We start from the raw sequence: 15,815 nt of genomic DNA, 5'->3' as shown, positions 1-15,815 counted from the left end.
CGTTTTTGTCAGATCCGAGAATCAGTAAGCCGGCGTTAAGCGCCGGTTTTTATTATTGGGGCAACACTCAACTGGTGGGGCCTCAACGGGCGGGGAGCGCTCAAGGGGCGCGTCCGATTTGACTGCCTTGGAGGTGGTAACCCCGCTAACAGCAACTCCTTAATCGCCCTCGACCGTCGGCAGTCAAAGGGCAGATTGGAACGGGGGAGATCACGAGCGAGGCTGGAGATGCGCGCGGTTCTTGCGCGGAGCCAGTTGGCGTCGGCAGTCAGTTGTGCATCCGGATTTGATATAAGGATCGCGAGCACCTTTTCAGCTAGTTCAACGGTGAGCACGACCCGGCCCAAGATGTGGAAGTCACCATGCGTGATCGTCGCGGCGTCGTTCGCAGTCATTGCTGCAAGGTTCGACGGCACCCCCGCACACACCTTTCGAGTACCAAAGAGCTTAATCGCCTCCTCAAGAAGGTCCCCGGCACTCAGGCGTCCTACCTGCAGGGGAACAATAACCCGCGCTCCCGCCGCAACCCAACTCTGCACGCGTTGGGCATATTCAGTCCATAGCTCAAGGGTGGCTACCTGGTCCCCAACCACGTCGGGCGCAACTATAGAAAGATTCTCACAATGACTGGTCTGATTAATGAGCGTCTCGTAGGTTTGAAAAACCTTCTCCCAGTCCATTGTGGTGCGCTTCTGGAAGGCGCTGAACGGACCCGAATCCACGAACAGTTTGCCGCCGGCGTCGAGGTGTTTGGGGAGCGTAAGGAAAATCTGGCGCGTGGTGAGTAATGTGGCGACCACGCCAACGGGGAGGCCAAGATCTGTAGCGGCTCTCAGATCAGCTGATGAGGACATGCCGGAATGAAATGCATACTTCCATGGAGTATTTGAGACGGACATCGAGTAGTACCTGAGAGAATTCAGACTCCATCCTCGCGCGTTTGGGAAATATGCAAGCCCGGTCTATTTACCTCGTACAAAAAAGTGCAGGTTGCGGTACAGCACGGATAATTTGGGCCATTCGTAGGGGCGAATACCAGTCACAGACAAGATGCAGATCTGTAATTCTTTTGTGAAAGTCTCGTGGGAGAATCGCCGTGACAATTCGATCGCTTTTCAATGCACTCAATGAAGTTGGCATTATTGCCGTAGTCATTGACGATAATTGCTTAAGTGCAGTCCTTGACGGAAGCCTAAGCAGCCAATCTTTAATTGAAGAGATGAGTTCGTCCTCTCGAAAAATTGGCTATTTTGTTCGCCTGCCTGGGGCTAATGAATTGCAGGTCGACCAGTGCCTCCGGAAATGGGGGGACGAAGTCGGGGCCAAAATCTACCCCCTTCCTATACTTGAAAATGCCTTTACAAGCGGCGAGGAACGGATGTTTCTGGGTGCGGAAGCTGCTCATGTGTTGCACGAAGGGTTGGCTAAAATTCGCGGTGCCGCCGGCAATGACCCAGCATTCGTTGAGTCAATATCTGACGTTCTTTATAATTTACCAAACAATATAGTTGCAGATTGCCAACGCAGTCTAGAAAACCTGCGAGAGCTTATTGGTCCTGCGAAGAAGGTGCTTGTAAAGCAAAGGTCAAATAATAAGAAATATGCTAACTATTATCAAATGATCCCATCGCCAGCTGTAATGTATGCGATGTCAGCAATCGCAGCAGTTGACGGTGTTACGTCATTCGCTCGAGGTAAGTTTCTGTATGGTTGCGTTGTTAGTGTTCTTTCTATTGTATGTGCACTGGTTGGGCTTGAGTCATGGCGTATAAAGAAAGCTAAAAAATTCAATTGAAAATTTGCCTGGTGAAAGCCTTAATATACAGAAGTTATTGGATGGACCTGTTTTTTAGATCTAGTTGTCAGCGTATTCATAATTTACTTGCATGTGGCGGTCCTAGCGGATTAGAAGAGGTGGCTTATATAGCTTGTGTTTCTTACTCCAGTTGCGCCTCTAGCAGGTTAGCCGGGAGGTCCAGCAGGCCGCTGTAATGGTGGCAATCACATTTTCGTTAATTGCATTTTGCTATCGTAATGCCGCGATCCAGTCATTTCCGTTCACATCGCTAGAATGCTACTTGCAACTAACGTCCTTGCTAAAGCTACCGTAGAAAAGGTTTAAGGGGTAGGTAGCGCACGTTTATTCATGGACTAAACCGATATCATTTAGTGATGCCCAGGCTCCACTAAACAAAGATAAATATGGCAGGCAAAAGATTTCTTGCGGTGAAGCCTGTTATTAATCATAAAATGTGCTGCCGAGCCACCAGCATGGAGAGCAATGGAGGGCGATTTCACCGTAGTGGAGCCCGGTCTTGCACATTGAGAAGTCCATGAGAGGGTCATACCAAAGACGCGAGGTGTTTGGTATGACAACTAAAGATAAATACCCTGATTTTCAAATGGCTATTCGTTGGCATGCAATCAAGGTAGCGCTGTTGGCGAAGGGGATATCCCTCTCATCACTTTCCAAGTCCTCAGGTGTGACCGGCATCGCTTCGGCTGGGAATCGTAACTATCCAGCAGCGCAAACTGAAATTGCCAAAGCGCTCGGAGTTTCCGAAGGAACCCTTTTCCCTGAGCGCTACGATGTCGTCTGGAATGATGAGCTCCAGGCGAAAATTGAGTCGACGTTGCCAGAGCTGTTTGGTCTGCCAGTTACGGTCCCGGCACGGCAGCTCTTCACCGATCTCATGAAAAAGCACTCAGGCAGTCCAATTGATCTAGAAGGCTTGCCGATTGAGGAACCTGCGCGTTTGACGTGGCTTAAGGCAGCCTTGCGAAACCGGGGTTTCGTTCTGATTAGCCTTACGTCGCACCTTGGTATCAGGCGGTCTGCATTGGATACCTTGGGCTCCACCAGATTGGATAATCTGCAGCAACTGGTGGCCAGATGCTTAGGAGTCAGGCCAGAGAAGATTTGGCCAGAACGCTATGATGTCTTGGGGCGGCCAATTCCAAAGGTTAGGTCGCGGGCTAAGGGGCCAGAGAACCGCGAACCCCAAGTGGTTTATCGGCTTGATCTCACGAAAGGCCTATGGTTGCCGGTAAGGGACCTGGTCGGGTTGCCAGGTATGGCGACGGATGAAACGTTCATTGAGCACCGGGCTCACGTGCAAGGGTGGCAAATGCGGCAGCGTTTCGGTGTCAATGAGATCGCCTTTGGATCGCTCCCGGAAGCGACCAAGCAATACCTCCTCACTCCAACTGCTCTTGGGGCAGAAGAGTCAATTGTTCGTTCGCGTAGACGGTTGAGCGGGCCAGTATCGGTTGAGGCAACCGGTAAGCATGAGGCGGCCTCCGTCACCGTTGTTAAGGTCGATGTGGTTGATAAAGCGGTGCACCTACAAATGGGAGTGGAGGGTGATCTGGCTGTCCTAAACAGAGAGCAGGTTTCTCTGCTTGCGGCTGCACTCATCGATGCCAGTCAAGAAATCCCAGATTGAGCAATTGATTCTGGGCTCAGTTGCTCTGGGCCTGCTCTTGCCCGGCCATCAGGTAGAGGGGGCTTCTCGGTTGTTGCCCCTTCAACTGCGGTAATCCATTTTTGCACTGCGAGTCATGGCCCCAAGGTTGCAGTTTGGGGTTACGACGTATCTTGAGCTCAAACATTTCAGGATCTTAACGATGTCGCCATTTTTGAACCTTGCTCCTCACATGACTGCATTGTCGGCTTCGCTGTCTATGGAGGTGATGTCAGTATCAACTGAAGAACTTCAAGGTCTTTTCGTTGATGCCTTAAATGAGGCGGAATGCCGAGTGCTTCATCGGGTCAGCGCTGGCCAGCTATACGTGCACCCATTTGCAGCCATGGCCGTTCACTCATCTTGGCTGGCCCTGGTTGCTGATTTGCTCTGCGTTGACGTAGACGAAGAAGATGGTTCATTTCTAGGCCCTCACTGTGAGCTTTCTGAGGCGGCCCTCGCCGATCTCATGCGTGGCTGCGCTGTTGCACTTATGAAGGCATCGGATGACATGAGGCGAGTAACCGGCGCAGGGCTTATTGATGCAGTCAGGCTTTCATCAACGTCCGGTGAGCCCCTGGCGCAATCTCAAGTGCGCTTGGCACACATGCAGCGTGGACTGCGTCTCGTCTCGGCTGCTTGAACCTCAAGAAGGATCAATTGTTTGGTCATGGTTGGGGCTGGGTAAGCTGACTTCTTAGACTCAGCCTATCTGTTTGCCCCCCGAACGGGTACAAACCTGCCCCTTTCGGATCCGCCTGCTGTTTACAGTTGCTTCTATCAATGGCCTAGCGTCGCTAGGGTAAAAAAAGATAAGGCAATTCGTAGATGCAGATTCGATTCGGCCTCGACGCCCAGGAATTGAAGTTGGGCAAAACAGTCCCTGTCATCTGGGACAGTTCAAAGCTTGTCAATGGCCATACTTTGATTGTGGGTATGTCCGGCTCAGGTAAAACTTTCACGCTTCGGAAAATGATTGCTCAGGCACTAAGAACCGCTGGGCACCAGATCCCGCGCGTTCACCTTTTTGATGTGCATGGTGATCTGGAGATTCCTGGTGCTTCCGAAGTCCGATTCTCCGAGCAGACGTGTTGGGGACTCAATCCACTGAAGGTCAACCCTGATCCTCATTTTGGCGGCGTCAGAAAGCGAATCCAGTCCTTCATGTCCACCATGAATCGGACCATGCGCACGATGGGGCCCAAACAGGAGGCCTGCTTGCGAAATATCTTGACCGACGTCTACGCCCAGTATGGGTTCAAGCAAGATGATCCATCGACTTGGTACGTTCAGGACGAGACCGCGGTTCTGATGAGCGATGGTCATGAGGAGCGGTTGTTCATCGATGTACCAAAGGCCGAAAAAGACGAGGCAAAGGCCCTGGGTGCGCGTTGGAGTGGCGGACCTCTCTACTCTTGGTACATCAATCAGGATCAGTACGAAGGAGCTGTTACTCGGTGGCCTCCGAAGCTCATGGCCAGAACCAACCCTTCGATTAAAGATGCCCTGCGAATGGCACAGAACATCCTACAGCAGTCATTCCTGGGATCTGGAGCCGACGCAGTCACCTATCTTGAGCTTGCCAACCGATCCGCACAGGCCTACCGCAAGAAGGCGATCCAAGCTCTCCGCAAAGGTGAGGCAAACTTTGAAGATGAGGCTGGAAAGCTCGAGCTGGACAAGGCGAAGAAGAAGGCAATTGACGCCTTCGCTACCTATGTCGAGTCCATCACCACGGGCCGCGAGCTGAACTCCCTGATGAAGTACGACAGCACTGACGTGCTCAAGTCTGTAGTCGACCGGCTGCAAAATCTCGATGCGATCGGTATTTTCAAACCGACGCCACCGCCGTTCGAAATGAGCAACCCTATTTGGCGTTACAACATTCACGCGCTGTCCATGGAGGAACGGAAGCTTTTTGTTCTCTTCAAGCTCGAGGAGTTGTTCATGGCAGCGGTGGAGCGTGGCCCTCAGGACCATATTCAAGACGTGATCATCTTGGACGAGGCGCATATCTACGCCGACGATGATCCTGATAATCCAATTAACACCATCGCTAAAGAGGCGCGAAAGTTTGGCGTGATGCTTGTGGCAGCATCCCAGAGCCCGACGCACTTCCCGGAGGACTTTGTCGCTTCTGTGGCCACCAAGATTGTTTTGGGTATCGACGAGATTTACTGGAGGCCAAGCGCGACAAAACTGCGCCTGCGCGAAGAAGCATTGGCTTGGGTCACGTCGACCAAAACGATGCTGGTCCAGCTTAAAATGAAAGGCGAAACGCAGAACGACTGGGCTTGGTGCTCAATAGCCTAATGGAGATTGCAAATTGAAAATTCTACCAATCGCACTGATTGCTATTTTGCCGCTTTTGGCATTTGCGGACCAGTCCCCAGTTCCACAGGAGCCACTACGAGATCCAATACCAGATGTGGCGATGCTGGATCGGTTGGAACGCATCTCCCTTCCCATTGGCAAGGGTGCCATCTTGCAGGATCGCCGTGGCTGCCTGTGGAGTGTCATGGAAGGGGAGAGGGCACCTCGCCTGGTTGCCCTGACCGATGAGGTGAACAAGCCCCTGTGTCGCACCGTGGAGGTTGACCTAGCTCCTGAAAGTCTGCGGCGAGGACCAGCCCAAGAATAAAGCAAACCATGGGGAAGGCAGGTGCCGGTGCCTCAATCACGATGGGCCTCGGTCTTTTAGCCAATCTCTAGGTCGCCGATGAAAGTCTGCTCTGGCACAATTAGCGGCATGACTCCCATGCCGAGCCTAGACCAACTGTCCTCAGAACAGCAACGAGCCCAGGCTGAATAGGTCATGCAGTTGCTGTCCTAATTCGATGCCAAGCGCAAGAGAATCAACCTCTTGAAATTACTGTTGAGTGACACTTCTAACCGAAAGAAATCACATCTAAGAAACGATGAATGAGCGACCGATCCAAAGAGAAGATTAATAGCCCCAAACTTGTTGAGATCCCCGAAGCTGTGATTCAGCAACTCGGCAAGCGTTCGGACCGCGACCTTTCGCTTGAATGTGGGATCTCGGCTTACTTCTTAAAGCAAAAGCGTCTTTCCTTGGGTATTGCTCAATTCAAGCGTGGTGAATACCCAGAAGAAATGCTTCAGCTGCTCGGGAAGGTCACTGACCGGGAGGTCGGTGAGCGGTTTGGTTATCACATCGCAAGCGTCTGTGCTCTTCGAAAAAAACTGGATATCGCATCCACGGTTAAACCTGCAATTCCAACATTTACGTCATCCAAAAAAAAACGCGAGATAGTTAACCTACCGCAGGAACTAGTCAGTCAACTGGGGGTGCGTTCCGATCAGGACCTAGCCACTGAGTTTGGTTACACCCTGCACTACCTGAAGAAGGAGCGCAAAGCCCGGGGTATCCAAAGTGTAAATGTGCCTAGGTACCCTGAAGAAATGTTGTCCTTGCTGGGGAAGGTGCCCGATCGTGCGCTGGTGGCCAGGTTTGGCTACTCATCAACCACACTTTCGGTACTCCGTAAGAAATTGGGGATCAAGCGACACCCCAAGGTCTGGACTCCCGAACGCATTGCCTTACTCGGCAAAATTAAAGATTCTGAGGTCGCGGCCTTGCTCGGCGGCGCATTTACAGAAGGAGCGGTCAGTCAACGTCGCCGCTCCCTAGGAATACCTATCTGCCGAAGTCCAAGAAATGGCGCCCCAACTGTCCGTTTCCTCATTCTCAGTCAGGGCTTAATTGGAGAAGGGGAGGCTGAGGATAAGGTCGATGCTCCATGACCAAACCAGCTCTCTTCAACCACTCTCCGGCGGTACTCGCCGCCGGCCCTGAATACGCGGATCGGAAACTCGCAGGCTATCTATTATCTGTTCGGGCCCTTGTTCGGGATGTTCGTTTTTCCTGGCCATCAACTTTGCGATGATTTTATCGAAGCTCTGATGATGGCATTTCAGCCGCTCAATCATGCTCAAGAGGTGCTGACTATGCCCTGGAATCAAGAGTCCTCGATGGACCATCACATCCAGATCGGAAGGTAAGGCGGCCGATGGCATTTCGCTGCCATACACCCATCTCTCCTCACCAGCTATCCTGCGCACCCGGCGAATAATACGAATCAGTCGTTCTGGCACAGCTTTTTAGGCTTTGTCCTACAGCCAGCCCTTTGCTGTTTCGATAGCCTCTGATTGTCAAAACCCCGTTTCGAGATTCCCCAGCTAGACAAGGATGAGTCATGAGTGAATATGGAAATGTGCCAAGGCCCGCACTACCTAACCCACCACGAAAGAAGATTTACCGTGGCGTAGAACCGATCGATCTGCACGCCAAGTACTGGGCAGAATATCCTGAGGCACCAGCGGAAAAACCGGCTGCTGCAAAAACACCGGCGGAGCCAGGGTTTTATATCGTTCAACAAGCCATGCCCCGCTCTGCGTTAGAAATGGCACTGTTCGATAAGCCGGATAGTGCAGCGCTTGAGAAATTTGCTCGCCTCAATCCTCACGTTTCCGGTTATGCCAAGCCCGGTCAACTCATCGTTTTGAGTGATCCGAATAATCCTCAATGCACACGTGAAGAAGCCTTGCTCATGGACGCGGCTCAAAAGGTCGATGCGGCACTCAAGCCCATGACCGACGAAGAAGCCAGTTTCATGGTTCGCCATCGCAGCGAGATAGAATCCATGCTTTCGCAAGGATCTACGTCAATAGGCGTCGGGGAGTCGATCTTCGCCAAAAACCTGGACGACGTGAAAACGTCTCTGAAGGAAATCGAGACTCTGCACCAGAAAAGCTTTCAGCGTGACGGTCACTTGCGTAGCTCAGAGTTTTTTGATGAGCGTGCACGACTTTTTGCCAAGCTCGATAGACAGCTCAACGGGCTAACAAAAAAAGGCATCGGCTTCCCTGATCATCCAAGCCTGAAGTCAGCGCTGGGTATCTCAAGCAAAAGTTTGGTGCACCACTGGAGCCTGGCTGGCGCTCCGGGACAGATTCCCGGTTATGCCACTCACGCGGAGGGTGTCGCTAGAGCTGCAAAGGTTGTGAAGTATGGCGGCTGGGTGGGTACAGCAGTTGGGGGTGGTGCATCTTATCTGAAGGTTCAGGAAGTCTGTGCGGCTGGGAATAAAGAGGCCTGCGAAAAGATTAAATATACCGAGGGTGGTAACTTCGTCGGAGGAGTGGCTGGCGGTGCTGCTGCCGGGGCGTTCTTGAGCGGTTCCACTGCAGGAGTCATCTGCGTTGGGTTGGGCGTACCTACCGGCGGAATGGCAACGTTAGCTTGTGGCGTCATCGTTGTAGCAGCAGGTTCATATGCGGGCGGCGCACTTGGAGGCGCTACAAGTGAATGGGCCGGTGAAAAGATTTATGAGGCAATTAAATGAGTCTGAACATCGTTGATAAGGTACTCCTGCTCATCGCCGTCGTTGATATAGCAGGGCTCATTCTTTGGATAGGCGTCTGTTTGCACCTGGCCTATTCGAAGTTGGATCTGATGTTGGAGCACCTGAAAAATTGCTCAGCCATTACGACTCGCGCTCCCCTTAGGCATGGAGGGCCTTGGGGTAAGCTTTTGCTCGTCGGGGGCATTTCAGGAATTGTGACCTTTCCTGGGTTTCATTTGAAAAGGGGCGAGCTGAGCTCCGAAGATTTAGCCAGTTTTCCAGCTCCACTCAAACGAAAGCTCGCCGTGCTGCAATGGAGCGTGATTGGTCTGCTACTGGTCATGATCTGTTTTGGTATAGCCGTGAAGTCTGGTTTTATTTAGCCCTGCCGTACTGCCTGGTCCACACCGGTGCCACGGGAAGCAGTCATAAACATCAGCGTTTAAAAATACATCCTCAAACACTCTCCTAGGCTACATATCCTTGCGCCTTTCCATACACCTACGCAAGAGTCCGCCAGCTTGTGCGCCTTGGTCATTTTCCGCTTGTCCCGGGTTCGGGAGCAAACTCGAATTATGTTTAAACGACACTCGAATAAGAAAACCCCGGCTCACGCCGGGGCTTATTGTTTTAGCGCCTAAAGTTTAGAACCGATACGTCAGCCCCAGACCTAGACCGTGCGCGCTGTTTTCGTACTTGGCGTTGTAGGTGCTATTGACGCCTGGGACAAGCGGCCTCGAACTACTGACTTTTACGTCTTCTTCCATAAGGTAGGAGTACGCCATGTCAACAGTAATGTCGTCAGTTGGGCTCCAACCAGCGCCAAGGCTGAACACTTTGCGGTCGCCAGTTGGGATTCGCGGCGAACGGTCTTCGTTGTTGGTAGGTGACTGGTCGACCGAGAAGCCTGTACGGAGTGTCCATTCCTTGTTGAACTTGTAGGTGACACCGATAGCGTGGGCCCAAGTGTCGTGCCAGTTCTGCGGCTCACTGATAGTGCCAATTGGGCCAGCGCTGCCGCCCAACAGTGCTGGAACGCCACTATTGTTGACTGTGATGTCCTCTAGGCGGCTCCAACGGGTCCAAGTACTACCGATGTAAAGTGTCCAGTCTTGGTTAAATTCGTGGGTAACCGAGAAATCAACGGACTCTGGAGTCTTAATTTTCAGTGAGGCATCAAACTTGCTACCACTGAAAACGCTAAACGGAGCACCGGAGATCCTGGTCTTGCCATCGAGCTTGTAATCCACCATCGAGTGATAGGTCAGACCCAGACGCGTGCTGTCGGTAGCCTGAACCATCAAGCCGATGTTGTAGCCAACGGCAGTGTCGTCGCCGCTAATTTTCACTTCACCATCGTTGGTGCCAGCAAGGTTACCGCGGACGTCAGACTTCAATGTGCCGTCAATACGGTTGATGGTCGGACCAAAACCGATCGAAATCTTGTCGTTGAAGGCGTAGCTGACGGTCGGCTGAAGAGTCACGACCGAAACCTTGCTATAGCTACCGAAGTAACGGCCGGCAAATCCGTTCTCATAGTCGGTGACCAGGCCAAACGGTGCATAAATGCCAAATCCGACTGCCCATTGATCATCAATCGGCTTGACGTAATAGCCCATCGGCACGCCTACGGTAGGAACCATGTCGCCATCGAAGCTGCCGCCTGGAGAGTTGCTGCCGTCTCTGCTGATATCGGTTTTGGCGAGAATGGCTGCTGCGCCGACGGTCACTTGTTCCCGCTTAAGGCGTGCCATGCCAGCTGGGTTACCAAATACAGTGCTGGCGTCATCGGCAGAAGAAGAGCGGCCGGCAAAACCAGTGCCCATGCCGCTGATGCTTTGTTCGTTAAGAGCGAATCCAGAGGCGAAAAGTTGAGTGGATGCCACGGCCACAGCGAAACCGATCGTATTCTTGAGAAGCACTTTTTTCATTATTATTAATCCTTGGTGGTCAGCGCCGAGGAAATTACCAATAAAATGCACGCAGCGCCATAGCCCGCATTGACTGTATTGCCGGAGATAGAGCGGTTTTGTAGGACAATCAAACACAGATTTGTGAATCTTTAGAAAAAACTTTCAGAAGATTCTTTTGTGTTATTGGCGGGACCAACGGGGTAGCGAACGTTTGCTGAGTGCTCAGCGCGACCGGTCTCGGTCGGTTATAGACGACCAGACCTTTTTGGTGGGTTGAAGCAGTAACCGCCTGACGTGCCATCCATTAGCATTGGCTCGGAGTGGACTAGAGCGCGTGATAATTCCGCCCATTGTGCTGCATTTTGCCTTAGATTGGTCAGGCAACCCGGCGCGTCGCCCACCTGTCCGTAGAGAGATGCGGGTATAGTCCCCGCCATCATTCCGGTGCTGATTGAAGCGGCAAACCCTAGGGCCAAGAGCGTAGCAACGCCCAATCCGGTAGCGATCTGTTTTTTAGTAACCATAACGTCGGCCTCGTCGAATCAACATCGTCAAGGCTACCCATTAGTCCCGGTTCTATTCGCTCAATCTGTGCCATATCAGGGGCATCGGTCGCCAATCATTATGAGGTGTGACGTTCGCGCCGGTGTGTGACCTGATCATCCACTTGTTGCCCAAATTTTGCGATGGACCGCTGTCCATCGCAAAGCCCGTATTAGGCAATGGTGCCTACGCAACTAACTAGGCAGAGTTGCCTACTCGTTCAGTTTCTCGGTCTGCATGTAGAAGCCACGGGCCGCTGATTTACGCTTCTGTCGCCTTGAAAGCTTCCTCTAATGCCGGATTGATCCAGAAGCCTTGGAATGAACGAAAGAGCTCGGCCGCTCCACGCACGTATTGCAGTGCGCTCTCGACGCAGATCCACCTACGTTGATTCTCTTCAGCTGCACGGCCAGTCATTGCGCGGCCAGAAAAAATATCTGCTACCAAATCCCCAGGCTCTGTCAGGAATTTGATAAAAAAATCTGGCACAGCGAATGGCCAGCCGGCACCGTGCGGGGTAAGGCCCAAACTGTTTAAGGCCTTGCGATGATCCCGGCCGCGGGCACAGGAGTGGCCGATCTGGAGGGTGTTCTTTGGAATGGCTCCATCGGTGATTTCGCCAAAGCTACCAGGGCGGAGCCGATAGGCGTTGTCGCCATAACTGGTGCTGCGTTGCTCACCGCCTTGATTCAGAAGCTTGGCATGGCGCGCAGTGTGAGGTCTAAGCACCCTTCGATTATCTGCCTTACACAAAATGGGATCGCGGGCGAGCCACAGGCACGGCTCCCAGGAAACATTCAGCTGTTGGCGTGTCCGACTTGCCCACTGCAGTGGACCGGGCGGCTTCGATAAATTAACCCATGGAATTCGGTCCATTAGGGTGAGCCCCAATCGGTCTTCGAGAGCAATAATCGTGCGTTCCAAATAGGTCGACCTTCCTGGCGATCTGTGCAGGAAACTTTCGTTTGTGAGGTTTAATACAAGGCTTCCAGTCGCCGAAATTTTCGGCACGATGGGTTCAAGTACCTGGCAGATAAAATCGACAAATTCACTAGCCGTAGGGTTGCCGTAGGCTCGAGAAATTTTCAGGGGGAATGGCGGCGACGTTAGGACGAGTTCGATCGGCTCATCGAGTCCGGCCAAAGCGTCTGGAGAAGTTCCCCACAAGGCCAGACCGAGGTTGGTACTGAACCCAAGCAGGGTGACACCGGGCGAAGGCTTGTTGAGACCCTTTTTAGCCTTCTCGGTGAGCTGCCATAGCCCTCTGGCGCCCTCGACCCGCTCAACAACTCCAAGTGCTTTGAGCGACTGCTGTTGCCAACGGATCGATCGGCGGGTTGTTGAGTGTAAATCGCCGGCTGCGCCAATTGGGCTCCGAGCATTCATCACATGGTCAGGAATCTCGGCCGTGCGGGCCACGATTCTATAAAGCTCATCGTTGCTTAGCGCTCGATTAGGATTTGCCTTAAAGGCATTTTCAACGTGCTCGAACAGATCGAGCTGGTCTTTTGCCGGGGGAACAGTCATTGGGTTGCGGCCTCGGGTTGCTAGGCTGAAGGTGCAGAGATAAATAGCCCGCCGCGGCGACCGATGCGGGCAGTTTTTGATGGAGAAGGCAGCACCTTTGATGGGGGGTGGCACTGTCTCGCCGCCATGAGGTCGACGAAGGGGGTTAGAGGTTAAATGGTTCAGTCGATCATACGAAGGATGGCAATCCGCTCCGGATGCGGTTTCGCTTCGGACTGGATTGTGGCAAGTTCATTCTCGTTGAGCGGTCGCGTCCCATCATCTGCGCTGGCGTCAATGATGAAACCGTATCTGCCGCTTACTACATCTTTCAATGCAAAGTAGAAATCGTGCAGCATCAGGTTGCCGGCTTCGTCTTCAGTATCAATGGCAGTGGAATTGCAGGCGGAGAACGCCATAAGATTTGCGACGAACGAGGCGGCCTCGAGGGTCATGCTTTCCTCACGGTGTCCGTATTTGGCGACCTTCTTCGCTGCTTGATCCGGAATGATCATCGCAAATGCGCCGTTTAGGTACTCACGGATTTCATAGCTTCCCCCTTGATACTCACCACCCAAAAGATACGTCATGGCGTTGAGCACCATCTGCTCCCAGGCAACGCAATACACACCCAGTTTTTTATAGAGCGCTTCGGGCGTGGTCGGTGTGTTGGTGAAAGGAAGTGCAGTATCGAGTGGTTGAGACATAGGTAGACTCTCTTGAGCAGTAATAGTGGTACCACGCTCTCACAGCTTTCCAATATGCAAGTGGCACAGACTGGAGAAGCATCACTTGCGCTTTTCGCTTCTGGCCGTAGTCTTGCCTCGAGATTGTTTCGCGTGGGTCCTTGTACGTCTGGTACGCACATGGAGAAAAGGTCGGTATCTACACCACCTATGATTTGAGGGAATTTGAGATTGACAATGATCGAGCAGCGGACGGTACCCGCGATCACAATTGCCCAATGGCGGACTTGGTTAAATGGTGCGCTCCCAATATTTCTCAGGGTGTTGCCACTCTATTTTCTGGTCACCTTTCTGGCCGCACTGATTGCGATTGGCTTGTTGCTGACGATGGGCAAGACCGCCTTTCACATCTTCAGTTTGGGGAGCCCTCTCGTTTTCTTTGTGTTGGCGCTGTGCTGTTGGAAGGCTGGGGCGATCCCTGGTTCGCTGTTGTTTAGAAAGGCAATCGGCCCAGGCTCTCCTTGGCGAAACTTTTTCAGGCTGGCGACACCCCTCGCACTGATCATTGGCGGTTTGCTAAACCTCATTGCATTGGGGGCAATGCTTAGCTCGGACATTTCGGCATGGCAGGCAGGGACGCTCCCGCGGTTTGAAATTCCTGACCAGTTGCTTGGGGAAGGGAAGAGGAACCTCCTAGTTATCCTCTACACCAGTGCAGTCGAGCAGCAGCTCAGCATCATGCCACTGTTTATCATCATGGGAGGTAAGGTCGAGCCCTATCTGGTTGCGGCGATGATGTCCGGGCGTGTCACCTGGGAGAAGGCCAAGCTCTTGCAGCAAGGGCTTTCGAAGCGCGACAAATTGATTCTCGGCCCGATGCGTCTGTTAGTAATTTGTGGCGTGCTCCTGCAGGCTTCTGCGAAATGGCTTGACGCTACAACGAACTCACTAGGAGTGGCTCTGTTGTTAGCGAGTATTTGCGGTTGGTTGTTCTATTGCAGCCTTGTGGCATCAGCCTCACAGGATCTAGTACCAGCAGAGCGTTGAGATTCCGCAGGCGAAAAAAAACCGACACAGTGTGCCGGGTTTTTTACGACCACGCTTTCGCAGGGGTCTGTGCTTTAGCCTGATATGCCAGTTGCCTGGAAGAAACTCTGCAGTGCAGAGTGGAGGCGAGTTAGTCCTTTCGTTCGGGAGAACCCTACTAGATGTAACTATCTCTCATACCATCTGCAGCTGCAGTTGTTATATGGGACTGAAAACTTCCCGAGGCACCGACTGCGGACCTCGCTGACCAGGTTTAAAAAAACTTGGCCCGGAACCACACCGAAGTGTTGAGTTCCCGCTTACTGACAGCGGCAGCCATCTGGACGTCTAGAATTTGTTCCTGCTTGAGCAGGAGCAATGACTCGATTTGAGGCATTGCTAATAGGGGGCCGGTAAAATGCGGCACACCTGAAGCCTGCACTTGGAATCGGACCAAGTCATGGCAAGTGTGTATGGGTTGTTCGGTCTGCTGTATGAGCGAAGCGCTTTTGGTACGGCGAAGATCAAACAGCTTAAGAAGAGTGGTCCGGGCTGAATCCTGAAGGTCCAGGTAGGGCCATAACGGTCGAATGAAACACAGGGTAGGTGCTGCAAGCAGCTTGGCTTTCGCGATCTGGTAAGCAAGTACCAGTGAAAGAGTGATCATAATGCCAGTGGGCCCCTCTGTGAGCAAGCAGTGCCCAGCATATTTCGATGGTTCTCCAACCTGTACGCGTCATCCAAAAAAAACCCCTGAGGATTTCAGGGGCTATGGCTTCATGTCATCGTGGGCGTTAGCCGCGCAGCCAGGAGTCAACCGTGTCTGCACCGTATTGCTCTTTCCAGGCCTTCAGACCGCGGTGGTTGCCGCCTTTTGTTTCAATTAACTCGCCGGTATGCGGATTCTGGTAAACCTTAACCATACGTGCGCGGCGGGCCTTAGGAGCTACTTGCTTCAATCCGGTTTTTGCAGGGGTAGGGTCAAGCAGGTTGATAATGTCGCGCAGACTCTTCTGATACTCACCCATCAGCGCGCGAAGCTTGCCCTCGAACTCCAGTTCCGTTTTCAGGCGGTTATCGCTGCTGAGCTGGGTCAAGCGGTTTTGGAGCTCCTTGATAGCATCTTCAGTCGCACGGTACTCGTTGATCAGGGACATCTTTATTCTCCAAGATACCTTCAAACCAATATTGAAGGGCGGCCGCAAAAACTGAGTGCAACACCTGACCTTTCCGGTACGGTGCTGCCACTATGTCCTATCACGAACTCAGTATCCCCGAACGTGCGACCCTTCAACTCGGCCTTGCCCAAGG

The 15,815-nt window shown here is 52.6% G+C and carries 15 protein-coding genes; 8 read left to right on the top strand and 7 right to left on the bottom strand.

The genetic code is table 11. The features are described from left to right. Window positions 1–35 precede the first annotated feature (35 nt). Entirely contained in the window at window positions 36–899 is an 864-nt protein-coding gene (locus tag ACP7D9_RS13160) for a hypothetical protein (RefSeq protein ID WP_426157900.1), read from the bottom strand. A 197-nt stretch (window positions 900–1,096) separates the two neighbouring features. Here ACP7D9_RS13160 and ACP7D9_RS13155 point away from each other — a divergent pair, with 197 nt between their 5' ends. The 5 genes from ACP7D9_RS13155 to ACP7D9_RS13135 all read left to right on the top strand — a co-directional run bounded on the left by ACP7D9_RS13155 (window position 1,097) and on the right by ACP7D9_RS13135 (window position 7,229). Next, on the top strand, window positions 1,097–1,795 hold the full coding sequence (locus ACP7D9_RS13155) for a hypothetical protein (protein WP_426157899.1): 699 nt from the start codon (window positions 1,097–1,099) through the stop codon (window positions 1,793–1,795). A gap of 574 nt (window positions 1,796–2,369) precedes the next feature. Beyond that, window positions 2,370–3,446, top strand: coding sequence for a helix-turn-helix domain-containing protein (locus tag ACP7D9_RS13150; RefSeq protein WP_426157897.1), 1,077 nt, complete (start codon window positions 2,370–2,372; stop codon window positions 3,444–3,446). A gap of 181 nt (window positions 3,447–3,627) precedes the next feature. Then, a complete protein-coding gene (locus ACP7D9_RS13145; RefSeq protein ID WP_426157895.1) occupies window positions 3,628–4,107 on the top strand; it encodes a hypothetical protein in 480 nt (159 codons plus the stop codon). Between the two features lie 185 nt (window positions 4,108–4,292). Beyond that, window positions 4,293–5,777: an ATP-binding protein gene (locus tag ACP7D9_RS13140; RefSeq protein WP_426157893.1), complete on the top strand. Its 1,485-nt coding sequence runs from the start codon at window positions 4,293–4,295 to the stop codon at window positions 5,775–5,777. Between the two features lie 609 nt (window positions 5,778–6,386). Further along, window positions 6,387–7,229 carry a hypothetical protein gene (locus ACP7D9_RS13135; protein ID WP_426157891.1) on the top strand — a complete coding sequence of 281 codons (843 nt, stop codon included), beginning with the start codon at window positions 6,387–6,389 and terminating at the stop codon, window positions 7,227–7,229. A 15-nt stretch (window positions 7,230–7,244) separates the two neighbouring features. Here ACP7D9_RS13135 and ACP7D9_RS13130 read toward each other — a convergent pair whose 3' ends face one another. Then, window positions 7,245–7,517 (bottom strand): hypothetical protein, encoded by a 273-nt coding sequence (locus tag ACP7D9_RS13130; RefSeq protein WP_426157889.1) that lies wholly within the window; start codon window positions 7,515–7,517, stop codon window positions 7,245–7,247. 164 nt (window positions 7,518–7,681) lie between these two features. Between ACP7D9_RS13130 and ACP7D9_RS13125 the strand changes: the two genes are divergently transcribed. After that, window positions 7,682–8,830, top strand: coding sequence for a hypothetical protein (locus tag ACP7D9_RS13125; RefSeq protein ID WP_426157887.1), 1,149 nt, complete (start codon window positions 7,682–7,684; stop codon window positions 8,828–8,830). Next, window positions 8,827–9,213 (top strand): hypothetical protein, encoded by a 387-nt coding sequence (locus ACP7D9_RS13120; protein ID WP_426157885.1) that lies wholly within the window; start codon window positions 8,827–8,829, stop codon window positions 9,211–9,213. The genes ACP7D9_RS13125 and ACP7D9_RS13120 overlap by 4 nt, the downstream gene beginning before the upstream one ends. Before the next feature lie 261 nt (window positions 9,214–9,474). Here the strand turns inward: ACP7D9_RS13120 and ACP7D9_RS13115 are convergent, their stop codons facing one another. From ACP7D9_RS13115 to ACP7D9_RS13105, 3 genes are all read right to left on the bottom strand, one after another. Next, a complete protein-coding gene (locus ACP7D9_RS13115; RefSeq protein WP_426157883.1) occupies window positions 9,475–10,761 on the bottom strand; it encodes an OmpP1/FadL family transporter in 1,287 nt (428 codons plus the stop codon). 786 nt (window positions 10,762–11,547) lie between these two features. Next, window positions 11,548–12,813 (bottom strand): DNA methyltransferase, encoded by a 1,266-nt coding sequence (locus ACP7D9_RS13110; protein ID WP_426157881.1) that lies wholly within the window; start codon window positions 12,811–12,813, stop codon window positions 11,548–11,550. Window positions 12,814–12,974: 161 nt separating this feature from the next. Beyond that, window positions 12,975–13,499 carry a hypothetical protein gene (locus ACP7D9_RS13105; protein WP_426157879.1) on the bottom strand — a complete coding sequence of 175 codons (525 nt, stop codon included), beginning with the start codon at window positions 13,497–13,499 and terminating at the stop codon, window positions 12,975–12,977. Between the two features lie 210 nt (window positions 13,500–13,709). Between ACP7D9_RS13105 and ACP7D9_RS13100 the strand changes: the two genes are divergently transcribed. Beyond that, window positions 13,710–14,525, top strand: a complete 816-nt coding sequence (locus tag ACP7D9_RS13100) for a hypothetical protein (RefSeq protein ID WP_426157877.1) — start codon at window positions 13,710–13,712, stop codon at window positions 14,523–14,525. Window positions 14,526–14,778: 253 nt separating this feature from the next. Here ACP7D9_RS13100 and ACP7D9_RS13095 read toward each other — a convergent pair whose 3' ends face one another. Both ACP7D9_RS13095 and ACP7D9_RS13090 read right to left on the bottom strand, forming a co-directional pair. Further along, entirely contained in the window at window positions 14,779–15,171 is a 393-nt protein-coding gene (locus ACP7D9_RS13095) for a hypothetical protein (RefSeq protein ID WP_426157875.1), read from the bottom strand. A 127-nt stretch (window positions 15,172–15,298) separates the two neighbouring features. After that, entirely contained in the window at window positions 15,299–15,661 is a 363-nt protein-coding gene (locus tag ACP7D9_RS13090) for a histone-like nucleoid-structuring protein, MvaT/MvaU family (RefSeq protein ID WP_426157873.1), read from the bottom strand. Between the last annotated feature and the right edge of the window lie 154 nt (window positions 15,662–15,815).

This window comes from Pseudomonas sp. TSRC2-2, from assembly GCF_049897785.1.
GTDB lineage: Bacteria > Pseudomonadota > Gammaproteobacteria > Pseudomonadales > Pseudomonadaceae > Aquipseudomonas.
Note: the sequence above shows the minus strand (reverse complement) of the source record. Positions and strands in the feature narration are given on the sequence as shown.